Below are 13,950 nucleotides of genomic sequence, written 5' to 3'. Positions count from 1 at the left end.
TTTAAGTGGGTTTCTCAACGTTATATCGATGCTCAGGGTGGTGGTGCAGGTTTCAGATATCAATAATATTGACCAGGCATTGACCTCATGCAATAACCTAATAAATGAAATACCTGACGCTAAGGTCGAGGTTGTTTTTCATCAATCTGCGATAAATGCCGTGGTTAGGGGCAGCAATGTTGAGGATAGGGTTAGGGATTTAATGAGGCGTGGAGTCATTATAGTTGCCTGTAGGAATTCTATGAGGAGCAGAAACATAACCGAGGACCAATTAATAGATGGCGTGAAGATAGTCAATGCAGGTGTTGCGGAGATCGTTCAAAAACAGGCGGAGGGCTGGGTATACCTAAAGTTATAATAAAATTATGTATGTAATTACTTAGTGAGATTCTCATTCAACTTCTCAATAATCGCAACAGCCCTCCTCAATTGCTCGATATTACTCGGCTTGAAGGTGAAGTTCTCATCACCAACGGCATACTCAATATCGCACTCATTATTACATACCACGGAAACGTAAATGCCAAAGTCCTCACTTAACTCCAGTATTACGACCTTCTCACGCCCATACTCCTCAATATTCACTGCAATGCCAACTCCCTGGCAGTACCCACTATCCTATCCACAATATCGTTTATGTTAACCATCAATGCGCATATTTAGGCATTGTATTAATTTTTTTACAGCACTACGAAGAAATGGTAATAAACCCCAACCTCCTAGAAAAACAAGACCGCGGAGGGGGCTTGAAAGCCCACGATGATGCGTGTCGTCAGGTCCCCCTGTCAAACATAATCCCTTTTCATTACTTAATGCTATTACTCATTATGTAATTCATTACCTTATTAACAAGTATTTCTGCGATCCTTCTTTGAGCCTCCCTAGTCTCTGCGCCAATGTGTGGCGTTATTATAACCCTTGGGTGCTTAACGAGTTCTAATTCCCAAGCTCCTTAGGTGGTTCATTCTCAAGCACGTCAAGTGCCGCGGCAGCCACCTTACCATCATTGAGCGCCTTGAGTAATGCCCTCGTATCAATGACCTCGCCCCTAGACGTATTAATTATTATCACGCCGTCCCTCATCATTTGAAACTCCCTCTCACTAATCATATGCTTTGCACTTGGTGTTAGGGATACGTGTATGGTTATGAAATCACTGCTTCTAATTAGGGTCTCGAAGTTCACAAAGTCAACGCCGAGTTTAACGGCCATATCCCTAACATCCGCAATGTCGTATGCCTGAACCTTCATGCCAATAGCCCTGGCCAACTCGGCAACCCTCTGCCCAATCCTACCAAACCCAATAATACCAAGAACCTTACCAAACAGCTCAGTACCCATGAACTTACCCTTAGGCCAATCACCACCCTTAACAAGCCTGTCCTGAAGAGCCACAAGCCTTGCCGCGGCAATCATTAACCCAATGGTGAGCTCAGCCACGGACTGTGTTGAACCCTCAGGCGCATTGATTACCTCAATACCCTTTGACCTGGCGTAATTCACATCAATATTATCAAGACCAACGCCGGCCCTAGCGATAACCCTTAACTTACCTGCTGCATCAATGACCTCCCTAGTGACCTTCGTCCTGCTCCTAACCACTAGGATCTCATAATCACCAACAATCCTTAGCAACTCATCCCTATTGATTCCAGGTTTATAATCGACAATAACCCCATGCCTGCTTAACTCGTTGATTATGTACTCGTCCACTGGGTCCGTTATTAATGCCTTGACCATTCACTGTCTAAATAGGTTATGGTTTTTAAGCATTATTATCTATATTACCTATAAATCGAGAAAGCCATGTAAAGGTAATACCCCGGTGTATCATTTAAAAGTCATTTACAATAAGCCCATTGTTGTGATTCCTGCCGTAGCGTATGTTAGGGTATCGACTGAAATGCAGGACCCGACTAATCAGATCGAGTACCTAAAGCGGTGGAGTGAGTCTAGGGGCTTCCAAATATTGAAGTTTTATGTTGATGAGGCTGTTAGTGGGCTTCGCCAATAATGGAAAGGCCTGCCTTTAGGGACTTAATCCATGATATTGAAGGCAATGCATTTAATCCGAGACCTATGGTTCTCCTGGTCTATGAAACATCAAGACTTGTTAGGAATTTCCAGGAACTCTTTAGATTGCTGGACATCGTTGAGAATAGGCTTGGCCTGCTCATAGTTAGCACCAGCGAGAAGGAGGCCGTGCTCCAAAACCTAGACGGTGCCTATAGGCAGTTCCTTAGGACTGTGCTTGCCTTCGTAGCCTCCATGGAGAGGGAGTTCATTAGGCAAAGGACTAAGGCAGCTATGGAGAGGCTAAGGGCTGAGGGTAAGATTGTTTCTAAGGTCGACTTAATGCCAAGTGATGTGGTTAGGGAGGTCTTGAGACTGTATAGTGAGGGTTTGAGCCAAAGGCTATATCGACTAAGCTAGGCATTAGTCTTTATGCCGTAAGGAGAATATTGAGTAGGCATGGTTATAGGGGTAATTACACGTGTCCACGTTGCCTGCATAAAATGGTTATTGCAGATAGGGCATTAATACAGGTTGATGGTAGGTACGGTATTAAGTACGTGCTTCACTGCCCTAATTGTGGTTATGAAGAAACTAAGATTGAGTGATTTTAACCCAATGTCATAACTCGCCCTTTATGTATTCCCTGAACTTACCAAGGGCATTAAGCACCCTGGCAACCATGAGCTCGTCACCCCACTCCACGTAGTAAACCTTCCACTTATCAAGCTCCAACTTATCACCCTGCCCTAAATAACCATGCCACCATTGTAGGGATTCCTCGATAATCCTAATTAGGCGAACTTTATCATCTTCATCAGGATGAACATTATCTAAGTCCAGGATTATTATTGCGAATCTCCTCATACTAAACCAAATACATTAAGTGCTAACCCATTTATTAACATGTCCTTGCTAATCAACTACAAAGACATTTAAGAGGTCCCTTAAGTGCCAATTATGATGAGCTACACAGCATGGATTATATCGATAGGTAATGAATTACTCATTGGGAAGACCGTAAATACAAACGCCGCTTGGCTCGCCAGGAAGCTCACACTCCTTGGTTATGATGTTAGGAGGATAATAACCGTGCCTGATAACGAGGAGGACGAGGTCGAGGTATTTAGGGACGCCATTAGAAGGGGCGTTAGGGTTGTTATCTCAACAGGCGGCTTAGGACCGACCTTCGATGATAGGACGAGTGAGTACCTGGCCAAGGCATTAAATAGGAAGTATGTAATTAATGACGATGCGCTCAGACTCGTGATTGAGACATTTAAGTCAAGAGGCCTAGAGCTAACTGAGCCTAGGCTTAAGCAGGCAAAAATGCCCGAGGGTGCTAGACCGCTGCCTAACCCTGTCGGCACAGCGCCAGGTATCTGGGTTGAGGAGGGAAACACGGTAATAATTGCGCTACCCGGCGTGCCTGCCGAGATGATGGCATATTCGAGAACTACGTGGAGCCTAAACTACGTGAGATAGGACCTAGACTGCACTTTGTTGAGAGGTCGATAACTGTTAAGGGTGTTCCTGAGGCTGATTTGGCGCCCATAATCGAGAGAGGCATGAAGATGAGTAATAGAATCTACATCAAGAGCCACCCCAAGGGTCATGAAATCAAGTCGCCATTAGTGGAAATTCACGTATATGTTAGTTCTGAGGACGTTAGGAGTGCCGAGGATGAGATTAATAGGTTCTTAACTTCTTAATATCGGCGATAAAGGAGAAGGGAGGCGAAATTTTAACTGGGTGAAATCAATCACGGTAAAATTACGCGTACTTAATTATTGAATACTTAAGGCAGTCACCAGAACTAACCTTATGCGGATGTCCAAGCACGAGTATCCTCTCCGTATCATCGTACGAGAAAACTAGGTCAGGCTGTGCACCACAGAGCAATCCCAAGCCCATTAGTTCAGGCACTTGACCTGGAACAATGCTTGAGAAAACCCTCTGTATGTAGTCCTTCATCGTGCTTGACATACTTAGGTCAAATAGTGTACTGAGCATAACCTCGTTACCCGTTAGCGTCATGTCGCCTGGTTCAAAGCCGTAGGTATTGACGAAATCATCGCGAATATTACCAAACCTACTCCTAACGTTATTAATCACATCAAAGGCAGCCTTAAATAAATCACTTGGGCTAGCGCTCACCTCACTAGTTACGTTGTCCGAGAACTTAATACTAGCCTTCTTAGCGCAAATCACCTGCCCCAGGTCCTTATCCTCAACACTCTCAACACCATTATAGATGGACACCATAGAACCACTAACCCTAACACCGGTTGACTCACTCGGAGCCGACTGCATATAGCACTCAATACCGCCCATTAAGTATGTCGGGAAGAAATTCTCATTAATGCTAAAGAATCCCTTGAAGGCATTCACGAGGTAATTATTTGGATCGTAATTAGGCTCGGTAATTGACGATTGAATCAGGAAGACCCTCTTATTCTCGACTGTGCCAAGACTGACCTGTTGAGTCTCAAAACCCGAAACACCCCTGTAAATATCCACGTACTTGGAGAACGTACTTCTAATTTCATCAGCCATGTAACGCGCGGAACCAGACAGGGCATTCATTATCTCCCTAATTACCTGCTCCTCATTCCCAACCTGAGCCACTTAATTCGCCGAGTCTTGGTCAATGACCTTATTAATAAAGGTTTCTAAGTACGCAATACTAAACGAGATTTCTAGGGTCAATCCTTGATAGCCCTAGAACCCTATCATACGCATTATCTGTGGATATTATCTTTCTATCCTTATCATAAAGCAGACACGTTGCGGCATTGTACGCGTCGAAAATTGATGTAAGGCCGTACTGATCCATTAATGCTAAAGCCATTAAGTCTATATCAACTGTGGTTGGTACCCATTTAAGATTTGGTATACTTGTTAATGCTCCAACCTTATTCAATATCTCACGATTATTAAGTCCTACTCGTCTCAATACGTAATACATCTCATGAATAACCTCCCTACTTACTAATACCTCACCGAAGTCGCCATTCACAATGCGTAATAGCAATCTATCAGCCACGTCCTTAAGCCAATCCCTATCCTTCAAATGGGCAATTAATATGTCAGTATCAATCAGCATGGCCCATCCTCTTGGCCCTCATTAATGCATCTCCGGCAGCCTCCTCCTCAGCCTCCCTCCTTAATTCCTTGACACTCTTCTCACTTCTTATAATACCTGATGTTGCTGCCAATGGATCCTTGGGTATTGGGATGCCAATGAAGTACTCACCAACATCAATTATGATTACCGAGCCATATTTAGCAAGTCTCCCTGGCAGTCTTATCCTACCTCTGTTATCGATCTTAACCACGCTCCCCATATACAATTATTTATCCCACATTTATTTAAATCTTTCCGCATTAACCTATTACTTTCCTCTTTTTCGATTTATTTCCCACTCATCCTCTGCCGTGATGCAATTAACGCCGTAGTCTCTACATAGTCTCATTATTGAATTCAAGGTCTTACTCCACCAATCCCTGGTTACTGTATATGGTGTTTAACTTCCTACTCATAAACCTGGTTACTATCGGTCTTGGCCTAAACCTGTCAATTATTACCTGGGAGCGTTTCCTTGGCTAGGCGAATAATTGGTTCGTAATCCTCCACCTTATCATTCACGCCAGGTATCACAGGACCTAGGAATATCCAGGTCTCAACGCCCATGTTGGCTATTCTCTTGAGTGCTGATGCCCTCGCCATTGGGTGCGCGGCCATGGGCTCTATTACCCTGTACGTATCCCTCATTGTGGTTATTGTGAAGCCCACGTCCATTAACTCACTGCATCTACTAATTACGTCTAAATCCCTGATGATTAATGCCGACTTCGTCTGTATACTAACATGATAACCCGCATTGCATAATACCTCAATCGACCTCCTGGTTAGTTTGTACCTGGACTCCACGGGTTGGTACGGATCCGTTATTGTGGATACACCGACAATGCCAGGCTTAAGTCTCCTAATATCTCTTAGCAGCGCCTGTATTAGGTTTACCTTGACATAGACAACCTCACCCCATCTAACGCCAGGTTCGCCTCTCGTGAAGTCCATGGCGTAGCAGTAGATACAACCGTGTTGACAACCTAGGTATGGGTTTAGGGCATAATCGTATTCTGGCAATCCCGACCTTGATAATGCCGACTTAACCCTTATCTCCCTAATGATTGTGTTGCCTAGCTTAAATGCGCCGCTCATTTACTTACCGCCCAGCCAATCGATTAGGCTTGATTGTCTCGTGAGGACCCTAATCACGTAGGACCTCGATACCCAGGTACTTATTGGTAATTTTAGGAAACCTGCCACATACCTTAGGGCATCCCTCAGGTCGTAAAACCTTTCGTAAGGCCCATTAAGCATTGCCCTAATGTTCTCCCTAACCCACCAAACACCAATTGGCAGGTTGAAGCCTGGGTAGATCTCACGCCATAGTATGACAGCCGCCTGCCTTCGCATCGCCCGTAGGGCCTCAAGTACGGCTATCCTAGCTGCGTAGTAGCAACCGCCTATTGATGGGTAGTCATCACGTCCCCAGTAACCCTCATAATCAAGCTCAAGAACAGTATCACCGCCCCATAGGTTCCACGTCGAACCAGGCCACCAGGCCTCAGCCCACTCATATAGCCAGGTGTGCGGTGCTAGGATTCCCACGAAGGTATTATCCCTGAACCTCCTTACGTAGACTCTATACTCACTTATTAGTGGGTAATCACGAACCTCACTGAGTAATTTATCAGAGACCTGCTTATCAACTGCGGTTATTGACCACCTAGTTGGTACGAGCCTCCTCCTCTTACCAATGCCGAGGGCACCAACACTTAGTAACCTGGATATATGGTGTACGTCAATGCCATGGCTATACAACGTCCAGATAGCCTCAGTAGCATTTAGGTCAGTATCGCTATAAACCTTATCGATTATCCTTGGTGTTGGCGGTAATGAATATATCCGTAATTCCTGCAACGGTGCTGATGGCCCAAAGGGCGGTGAGTGCTCATCAAGCACATAACGGGCACCCACCGGCTTCTCTAGAATTAACTCAGAATCCACCGGATTACTTGATAACGCCATGACCTGTACATCATGCAATGCCCTAGGCGGATTCTTGCGTCCTCAACCCTAACCCTTATGGAGCCCCTAATTAGTGAAAGCCTACTTGATATGAAATCCTCAAGTCTCATGCTCAACCAGGTCTTTGGATTCTCGAGATTGCTTGTATCACCGTGCATAGGCGGTGTTGCTGGGTATACATTAATCCTCGGGTAGCCAATACGCCCAATGAATATGCTTGGTGGCGAAGAACCATCAACGCGTTCCTTATTAATGGCGTTCTTAAGCGTGTACTTGGCACGTAGCTCCACCAAGATTGGGCAGTAGGATAGCCCACATAGGTTGTATTCTCCCCTACACTTAATGCATAGTGCTGGGTTTATCCGCACTTCATTAATGATATGCCTTAAAGCGCTATATAGGCGTTTCGATTACTCTCTTCGTGAGTAGGAACCCTTAAAAGGCACTTCGTGAATTCTCACGTCAAATCTATGAGAGGGGCTTGGGTGAGTTAATGAGATGTAGCAAGGAGGTATTGGTGGCCAGTGGGTTTGGTTATTTTATTAAGTTGGTTAAGAGGAGGTGCATTATTGGTGATGACATGTTTATTGTTCATGTTGATCCTAAGGTGGTTGGTGTGTGGAGAAATGGTGAGTTAATTGAGCTTAGTTATGACTGGAGGGCTTCGTTTATTGATTATGAGCATGGTGTGGTGACGGTAATAGTTAGGGATAAGTCGCTTGAGACGATTATCAGGGTTATGGGTAATAAGATAATTGATGCGTTCATAATGGAGGTTAATTAATTTACTCAGGCGGTATTTCCTTGAATAGCATGTTTATGTCGATGTTCTCCCTCCTGAGCCTGTAAAGCCTAACTGCGTAGTAAATTATGACGCCAATCGTAAATAATGCCGCGAAGAATCCTATTATGTAGCGTTTATTGACGGTACGAATAGATACGCCATCGGGTTTACGGCTTCTTCATAGGCTATCCACGCAAATAACGCCGTTGTGTAGGCACCAAGCACCGTGGTCTCCATAGACCTAGTTCTTACGCCAAGTACGATGGCCGTTATTGTTATTACCATGAAGTACATAAGTATCGTGACCAGGGTACTCACATCCATCGTAGCTGATAGCGTTGGAACAACACTAAAGTTGTAAAGATACATTATCACTAGGGTTATAGCCAGGTCAGTCATGTGGGCCATAATTGGTGTGTGGGTTCTTGGGCTTACGTAGGCGAGGATCGACGGTAATACCCTATCGAAGGATAGGGCCAGTAGGTACCTGGCTATCTGTATTATTAGGACCGAGACAACATTTACGTACCAGGTAAATGAACCAATAGCTATCAACCACTGAATTACGGGGTTTCTCATTGCCATTATGAGTAGGGCCTGGGGATACGGTGGCGGTAGGTTGCTCGGCCAGGAAATACCGCTTACTAGGCCGTAATATATGGCGAATAATCCATTTAATCTATTAATGCCAATGGACGTAATAGTAACCCAGACACCAATTATTAGGAATATGGCGCTTAATGCGTATGTCCCGAATATGGCTATGGGCATTGCGCTACCCCTCCTGACCTCACCACCGACCGACAATACGAAGTTTACGAAGGGGAATACATAGGCCAGGTACGGTATTAAGTATATTGTGTCCATAATCATGCCATTACTCGGCAACTCCTCTGATGCAGAAACCGCCTGGCTAAGTATGTTAGGCGCCGTGGTCTTTATGGCGTTAATTATTTGCGGCGCATAAACATGAAGTAGTATTATTGTTAATGCGAATGTTGCTATACCAAATAACGAGATTGCGGATGCTAAGTATGTACCTGCCCTTGACGACGCGATATTAATTAACACGAGGATTGCGAATATCACGGAACCCATTAAGAACGCCATTAATGGATTGCTCATTAACGAGCTGCCGAGGGATATGAGACTTGGTACATTATTCGAGATGCCAATTGCCAGTATTGCAGGTGCCAACCCCGTGATTAATCCAAGGCTTATTAATACGGCATTAAAGAACATCTGGTCTACCGCAAACATAAACATTGTTGCAAAGCCTATTGATGGGTGTAGGTTCCTTGTTATGAATATGTAATCACTGGCTGTCCTGTAATATGTAATGCCTACCCTATTAAGTAATATCGTTAGTGGTAGAAATAGTAATGCGCTGATGGCTATGGCGATTAATGGGTTTCCCCTTGGGAAATTGAACATACTAGATATCAACAGTATAAACCCTGATTGGAATGCTATGAATGCAGTATTCATTAGTAGGGCTGTCCAAGGGCCAATTTCCCTAACGAGTCCCGTGGACTCCCTAAGGAAGAGCGTCGGTCCCTTCACGGTCAAGACCTGGACTAAGCACTTTAATTTCTTTTCTACGCATAAAATTACGGCTTCAATAAGTACTCCCTAATAACCTGGAGTAACTCACTATGGTGCTTCTCATCATCCGATATACCCTTAAGCAACTTAATAATAAGCTTTGAGGCTGCACGGTGTTTGGCTTCAATCCTAGTACTGGTTATTGGTAGGTAACTCCTTAGTAGGAAGCTGTAGACCCTCACGGCATTATCCTCATAACCCTCCAATTCATTTAACTTATCAATTATTACGTTCGTTACATCGTAATGAACCTTCTCCATTGAGCTTATGTACTCAATTAGGGACTTTGTGTGGGTTATGGCTTCCTCAATACTTCCCTGCAATGAGGTTAATGTCTCCACGTCAAAGACCTTCTTTGGCGGGCATTCATGAATCAACTCCTTTATTGTAGTTAATATGTAATTGTGCATTGCAGATTCAATGCTTATCTTCCTCATTATGGCGCTTATGAATGGCTCATTGGTGCTCGAGGCGGCTATGCCGTATAGAATGGCTAGGTATCTCTCGAGCTCCCTCATCATATCAATGATCTTAGATAATTTATCATTAGTATTGCTATTATGCATTTGTATTCACGCATGCTGGTTTAAAGGGTATAATTTATTTTTTCTTCCTTAATTCACGCAGTATGAGGGTCGTAATAATCGGTGGCGGTGCCGCTGGAATGAGTGCGGCGTCCAGAATAAGGAGGTTGAGGCGTGACTTTGAAGTTGTGGTTTTTGAGAGGACAGGCATGGTTAGTCACGCACCCTGTGGAATTCCTTACTACCTCGAGGGGTTATTCGATAATTATGAATTATTCATGCACTACACACCCGACTACTTCAGGAGGGAGAGGGGTATTGATGTTAGGACTAATGAGACCGTCATTGAGGTCGGCCCGGGTTACGTGGTCACGGATAGGGGTAATAAAGTGGGGTGGGATTACCTGGTACTCGCCACCGGCGCTATTCCCGCTATACCGAACATACCAATTAAGGGGGATCGCGTATTCACGGTGCATCACCCGGCCGATGCCATAAATCTGAGGAATGTGCTCTACTCAGTGGATAGCGTTGGCATTATTGGTACTGGCTATATTGGGCTTGAGGTTGCGAGCGCTTAGGTTTAGGGGTAAGGAGGTATTGATGATTGGTAGGTCTGGTTACCCATTACGTAAGTCCCTGGATGAGGATATGGGTAATATCGTTATAAATGAGTTAATTAAGCATGGCGTAAAGTTGCGATTGAATGAGAAGGTAATCGAGATTGATTACCAGGGTGATAAGCAGGTAATAATTACTGATGGTGGTAAGCACGCTGTTGACGCAGTAATACTCGCAACGGGCATAAAACCAAATGCGGAATTGGCAAAACAACTCAATTTACGCATTGGTGAAACGGGTGCCGTGTGGGTTGATAGTCACATGAGGACAAGCATCGATAATGTCTATGCCGCGGGTGATGTGGCCGAGACAAAGAACCTAATAACTGGTAAGCCCTACTGGCACCCCTTTGGGACTACGGCTAATAAGATGGGGTTCGTGGCAGGTAGTAACATAGCCGGTAAGCCCATGGTCTTTCCTGGGGTTGTTGGTACCTCAATGACTAGATTCATGAACCTATACATAGCAAGCGCTGGATTAACAACGCAGGAAGCAATGAGGCATGGATTTAAGGTGAGGAGTGCCGTAATAACCGCCAGGACCAAGGCAAGGTATTACCCAGGCGGTGGTTATGTGACGATAAAGCTAATAATTGATGAGGACAGCATGAGGATCCTGGCGCCAGGTACTTGGTGATGATGGCTCCTACGTGCTTGGTAGAATCGATACATTAGCGGCATTAATGGCTAAGGGGGCAACCGTTGAAGACCTATTCATGAGCGACCTGGCTTACCTACCTGCCGTAACCCAGGTCTGGGATCCATTAATAATTGCCGCGAGACAATTTCTCAGGAATTGACGCATTCTTTTATATTTAAATAAATTTAAGTATTTATAACTAAATGCTGATATTTTTAATGAACATACATATGCCTATTTAAGTAAAAATATAGGACGCATCACTATATAAATTGTTAATTCACATAACTATGTGCGATGGTAGACCAACCCATACTCGGGGCGCCAACTGATGTTAGGGTTGTGACTGCGGTTGGTGTTTTAACCCATGTATCAATGGCATCGAGTTTCCTTGGCACAATACTCCTGGCCGTGGTTGCTGAGTACCTATATATAAGGAGCCGTAATCCCTTCTGGTATAACACTGCCAGGACGTTCTCAGTAATATCGACAATATTCTTCGGCGTTGGTGCGGCCTTCGGTACACTGGTTGAGTTTGGCCTAGTTACGTTGTGGAGTAACTTCATATCGTTAATTGGCGAGGCCATTGTGTTACCGTTTTACCTGGAGTTGTTTGCATTCCTAACTGAGGTGATAATATTGCCGCTCTATGTATTTACGTGGAACAAGATTGGGAATCAAGTCCTTCACTGGATAATAGGTATAGTCGCAGCATTTGGCGGCTATTATAGTGCCTACAACATATTGGCGGTCATGGCATCATTGAGCATGAGACCGCCAGGTCTCGAGGTTATTAACTTGTACCAGGCCACTGGACAGAATGTGGTTGGTTTAACGGATTACGTGGTTAAATGGGCCTCGCCTACAGATGCTTGGAACATGTTCTGGTGGGGCGCCAATGTCTTCATATTCCACGGTATACTGGCCGCTGTCATACTTACCTGGTCGATAATAGCCGCGATATACCTATACCTATACATACGTGATAGGAAGCCCGAGAGACTAATGATGCTTAAGGTACTGGTACCCACTGTGGCCGTATTAACGGCGATTCAGGGCTTCGTACTTGGCCACCTACAGGGCGAGTTAGTTCTGCAGGATGATCCACTTAAGTTGGCGGCTCTTGAGGGCATGTTCTGGAGCGGTCTCAGAGTTGACCCATTAACGAGCTTCCTTGCGTATGGGACATTCAACCACGCCTTCTGGGGCTACTATAGCTGGCCTGCCTATGAGAGACCGCCAGCCTTCGTATTTGTGTTTTACTGGGTCTTCATGGTCATATTCGGAATATTACTTGGCATATGGAGCGGTGCCTTATCACTTTGGTACCTATTCCCAGGCTTCTTTGGTCGTTTTGGTTGGGCTAGGGCATTGGCAAACTTCTTTGAGAGGAACGGCGTTTACTTAATGCCGTTCTTTGCAGCCTTCGCGTCGATCGGCGGCGCAGTCTCAGCTGAGTCAGGCAGGTACCCATTCATATTAGTTCAGGCAGACCCCAACCCAAGTGGTGGCCCACCAATAATTACTGGCGTGCCCGTTGGACCAGGCGGTTTACTGAACCCAACGCTTTACTTCCCAGTTTGGTTGGCGGTACTTGTGCTTATCGTTGAGATCGCCATGCCATCGCTGGCGGTGTTCATGGTCTACCTATACCTAAAGAGAGCGCCTAAGTACGAAGAGACTAAGGTGAAGGCTGTGGAGTATTGAGGTGGTGGGTATGGTCTCGGCAACAGACATTGCCGTGGCTTAATCGCCTGGGCCTTTGCTGTTCACCTACCCTGGTCTATACTGTGCTTGGCCTTGGCTGGATACTACCAACGCTTGAGCTAATTGGTTATAGGCGTAATAAGCAGGTCTATGTTGACTTGGCGCACAATATGGCTAATTACTTAATTACTGTTTACGCAATTGGTGGTCTCTTTGGCACAATAATAACCGTGTTCCTCGCGGGCCTACTGCCGATATTCACGAACATAGCCGGGGCCCTATTATGGCCTGTTTGGGCGTTGCCATAGTCTTTGGAGTTGCCATAGCCCTACCCTTCATTGGTTTCTACTATAGGGCTTTGGTAGGATTAGCCCGATGAAGCATGTGGCTGTTGGTTATGGCATGGCAATAGCACTTACGGTTATACCGGCCATGTTTAGGCTCGTCTTCGCCTTCATAAACTACCCAGCTGGTGTTGAGGTGTTTAAGAATACCTCATCTATTGTTGGTTTCACACTCGGTATTAATTGGTCCCAGGTTTTCCTAAACCCAACGTATGCCCCATTATTCCTAGCGACACTCTTCGGCGCAATTGCAATGACTGGGATATTAATAAACTCCATATTTGGGTGGAGGTACTCAGTCGATAAGAGTGAGTATAGGCTGGTTGGGTATAGAATCAGTAATTGGGTGAGCCTAGTATTTGGTGTTCTCTACGCAGTATTCGCTGGATTGTACCTCTATGAGGTTTACCTATACTCACCGACGGTTGCCTGGTCCATACTCGGTAAACCACCTGCATACCTGCCGTCAAGTCTATACCCGGTCTATAAACCAACCATGGTGCTGACCGGCGTATTCTACATGGATATAGCCCTAGGCCTAGTACTACTCATACTGATAGTTCTATCCTTCAAGTTCATTAATAGATCAATTTCAGCCTTAAGTTAGTCCTTGTA

Annotated in this window: 16 protein-coding genes and 5 pseudogenes; 11 read left to right on the top strand and 10 right to left on the bottom strand. The window is 45.0% G+C overall.

Annotated elements, in window-relative coordinates:
• Positions 1-28: 28 nt before the first annotated feature.
• Positions 29-358: a DsrE family protein gene (locus tag JCM16161_RS09135; RefSeq protein WP_054855648.1), complete on the top strand. Its 330-nt coding sequence runs from the start codon at positions 29-31 to the stop codon at positions 356-358.
• 17 nt (positions 359-375) lie between these two features.
• Here JCM16161_RS09135 and JCM16161_RS09130 read toward each other — a convergent pair whose 3' ends face one another.
• Both JCM16161_RS09130 and JCM16161_RS09125 read right to left on the bottom strand, forming a co-directional pair.
• The gene (locus JCM16161_RS09130; RefSeq protein ID WP_243671122.1) at positions 376-585 is read right to left on the bottom strand and encodes a hypothetical protein; all 210 of its coding nucleotides are present in this window, start codon (positions 583-585) and stop codon (positions 376-378) included.
• Positions 586-805: 220 nt separating this feature from the next.
• Positions 806-1,740, bottom strand: a pseudogene (locus JCM16161_RS09125) (D-2-hydroxyacid dehydrogenase).
• Positions 1,741-1,864: 124 nt separating this feature from the next.
• On the opposite strand from JCM16161_RS09125, the pseudogene JCM16161_RS09120 reads away from it, so the two are divergent.
• Positions 1,865-2,621: pseudogene (locus tag JCM16161_RS09120) on the top strand (recombinase family protein).
• A 13-nt stretch (positions 2,622-2,634) separates the two neighbouring features.
• Here JCM16161_RS09120 and JCM16161_RS09115 read toward each other — a convergent pair.
• Positions 2,635-2,880 (bottom strand): hypothetical protein, encoded by a 246-nt coding sequence (locus JCM16161_RS09115; protein WP_054855647.1) that lies wholly within the window; start codon positions 2,878-2,880, stop codon positions 2,635-2,637.
• A 93-nt stretch (positions 2,881-2,973) separates the two neighbouring features.
• Here JCM16161_RS09115 and JCM16161_RS09110 point away from each other — a divergent pair, with 93 nt between their 5' ends.
• Positions 2,974-3,498: a molybdopterin-binding protein gene (locus JCM16161_RS09110; RefSeq protein ID WP_243671120.1), complete on the top strand. Its 525-nt coding sequence runs from the start codon at positions 2,974-2,976 to the stop codon at positions 3,496-3,498.
• Positions 3,474-3,725 carry a hypothetical protein gene (locus JCM16161_RS17515; protein WP_243671118.1) on the top strand — a complete coding sequence of 84 codons (252 nt, stop codon included), beginning with the start codon at positions 3,474-3,476 and terminating at the stop codon, positions 3,723-3,725. Before JCM16161_RS09110 ends, JCM16161_RS17515 begins: the two co-directional genes overlap by 25 nt.
• A gap of 61 nt (positions 3,726-3,786) precedes the next feature.
• Here the strand turns inward: JCM16161_RS17515 and JCM16161_RS09105 are convergent, their stop codons facing one another.
• The 5 genes and pseudogenes from JCM16161_RS09105 to JCM16161_RS09085 all read right to left on the bottom strand — a co-directional run bounded on the left by JCM16161_RS09105 (position 3,787) and on the right by JCM16161_RS09085 (position 7,479).
• Entirely contained in the window at positions 3,787-4,641 is an 855-nt protein-coding gene (locus tag JCM16161_RS09105) for a hypothetical protein (RefSeq protein ID WP_054855646.1), read from the bottom strand.
• Between the two features lie 58 nt (positions 4,642-4,699).
• Complete coding sequence (locus JCM16161_RS09100; protein WP_054855645.1) at positions 4,700-5,119, bottom strand: type II toxin-antitoxin system VapC family toxin; 420 nt, start codon at positions 5,117-5,119, stop codon at positions 4,700-4,702.
• Positions 5,109-5,360 carry a hypothetical protein gene (locus JCM16161_RS09095; protein ID WP_054855644.1) on the bottom strand — a complete coding sequence of 84 codons (252 nt, stop codon included), beginning with the start codon at positions 5,358-5,360 and terminating at the stop codon, positions 5,109-5,111. The genes JCM16161_RS09100 and JCM16161_RS09095 overlap by 11 nt, the downstream gene beginning before the upstream one ends.
• Before the next feature lie 48 nt (positions 5,361-5,408).
• Positions 5,409-6,238, bottom strand: a pseudogene (locus tag JCM16161_RS09090) (radical SAM protein).
• A pseudogene (locus tag JCM16161_RS09085) lies at positions 6,239-7,479 on the bottom strand (Nre family DNA repair protein).
• 113 nt (positions 7,480-7,592) lie between these two features.
• On the opposite strand from JCM16161_RS09085, the gene JCM16161_RS09080 reads away from it, so the two are divergent.
• A complete protein-coding gene (locus JCM16161_RS09080; RefSeq protein ID WP_243671116.1) occupies positions 7,593-7,895 on the top strand; it encodes a hypothetical protein in 303 nt (100 codons plus the stop codon).
• 123 nt (positions 7,896-8,018) lie between these two features.
• Here the strand turns inward: JCM16161_RS09080 and JCM16161_RS09075 are convergent, their stop codons facing one another.
• Entirely contained in the window at positions 8,019-9,458 is a 1,440-nt protein-coding gene (locus JCM16161_RS09075; RefSeq protein WP_243671114.1) for an amino acid permease, read from the bottom strand.
• 47 nt (positions 9,459-9,505) lie between these two features.
• The gene (locus JCM16161_RS09070) at positions 9,506-10,021 is read right to left on the bottom strand and encodes a hypothetical protein (protein ID WP_243671112.1); all 516 of its coding nucleotides are present in this window, start codon (positions 10,019-10,021) and stop codon (positions 9,506-9,508) included.
• Between the two features lie 143 nt (positions 10,022-10,164).
• Here JCM16161_RS09070 and JCM16161_RS17510 point away from each other — a divergent pair.
• From JCM16161_RS17510 to JCM16161_RS17490, 6 genes and pseudogenes are all read left to right on the top strand, one after another.
• Positions 10,165-10,903: pseudogene (locus JCM16161_RS17510) on the top strand (FAD-dependent oxidoreductase); the annotation flags it as partial.
• 237 nt (positions 10,904-11,140) lie between these two features.
• The gene (locus JCM16161_RS17505) at positions 11,141-11,281 is read left to right on the top strand and encodes a hypothetical protein (protein ID WP_243671277.1); all 141 of its coding nucleotides are present in this window, start codon (positions 11,141-11,143) and stop codon (positions 11,279-11,281) included.
• 13 nt (positions 11,282-11,294) lie between these two features.
• A complete protein-coding gene (locus JCM16161_RS17500) occupies positions 11,295-11,444 on the top strand; it encodes a hypothetical protein (RefSeq protein WP_243671110.1) in 150 nt (49 codons plus the stop codon).
• Positions 11,445-11,581: 137 nt separating this feature from the next.
• On the top strand, positions 11,582-12,991 hold the full coding sequence (locus tag JCM16161_RS09060) for a cytochrome ubiquinol oxidase subunit I (RefSeq protein ID WP_054855642.1): 1,410 nt from the start codon (positions 11,582-11,584) through the stop codon (positions 12,989-12,991).
• Positions 12,988-13,299, top strand: a complete 312-nt coding sequence (locus JCM16161_RS17495) for a hypothetical protein (RefSeq protein ID WP_243671108.1) — start codon at positions 12,988-12,990, stop codon at positions 13,297-13,299. Before JCM16161_RS09060 ends, JCM16161_RS17495 begins: the two co-directional genes overlap by 4 nt.
• Before the next feature lie 67 nt (positions 13,300-13,366).
• The gene (locus tag JCM16161_RS17490) at positions 13,367-13,942 is read left to right on the top strand and encodes a cytochrome ubiquinol oxidase subunit I (protein WP_243671106.1); all 576 of its coding nucleotides are present in this window, start codon (positions 13,367-13,369) and stop codon (positions 13,940-13,942) included.
• The last annotated feature ends 8 nt before the right edge of the window (positions 13,943-13,950 follow it).

This window comes from Vulcanisaeta sp. JCM 16161 (assembly GCF_001316285.1).
The sequence above is the reverse complement of the archived record's forward strand: the minus strand, read 5'-3'. Positions and strand labels throughout refer to the sequence as shown.

Bases quoted from the DNA above. Each gene is read 5' to 3' on its own strand.
- JCM16161_RS09135 (WP_054855648.1), top strand. From the start codon at position 29: ATGCTCAGGGTGGTGGTGCAGGTTTCAGATATCAATAATATTGACCAG.
- JCM16161_RS09060 (WP_054855642.1), top strand. From the start codon at position 11,582: ATGGTAGACCAACCCATACTCGGGGCGCCAACTGATGTTAGGGTTGTG.
- JCM16161_RS09115 (WP_054855647.1), bottom strand. From the start codon at position 2,880: ATGAGGAGATTCGCAATAATAATCCTGGACTTAGATAATGTTCATCCT.
- JCM16161_RS09110 (WP_243671120.1), top strand. From the start codon at position 2,974: ATGATGAGCTACACAGCATGGATTATATCGATAGGTAATGAATTACTC.
- JCM16161_RS17490 (WP_243671106.1), top strand. From the start codon at position 13,367: ATGAAGCATGTGGCTGTTGGTTATGGCATGGCAATAGCACTTACGGTT.
- JCM16161_RS09070 (WP_243671112.1), bottom strand. From the start codon at position 10,021: ATGATGAGGGAGCTCGAGAGATACCTAGCCATTCTATACGGCATAGCC.
- JCM16161_RS09100 (WP_054855645.1), bottom strand. From the start codon at position 5,119: ATGCTGATTGATACTGACATATTAATTGCCCATTTGAAGGATAGGGAT.
- JCM16161_RS17505 (WP_243671277.1), top strand. From the start codon at position 11,141: ATGAGGCATGGATTTAAGGTGAGGAGTGCCGTAATAACCGCCAGGACC.
- JCM16161_RS09095 (WP_054855644.1), bottom strand. From the start codon at position 5,360: ATGGGGAGCGTGGTTAAGATCGATAACAGAGGTAGGATAAGACTGCCA.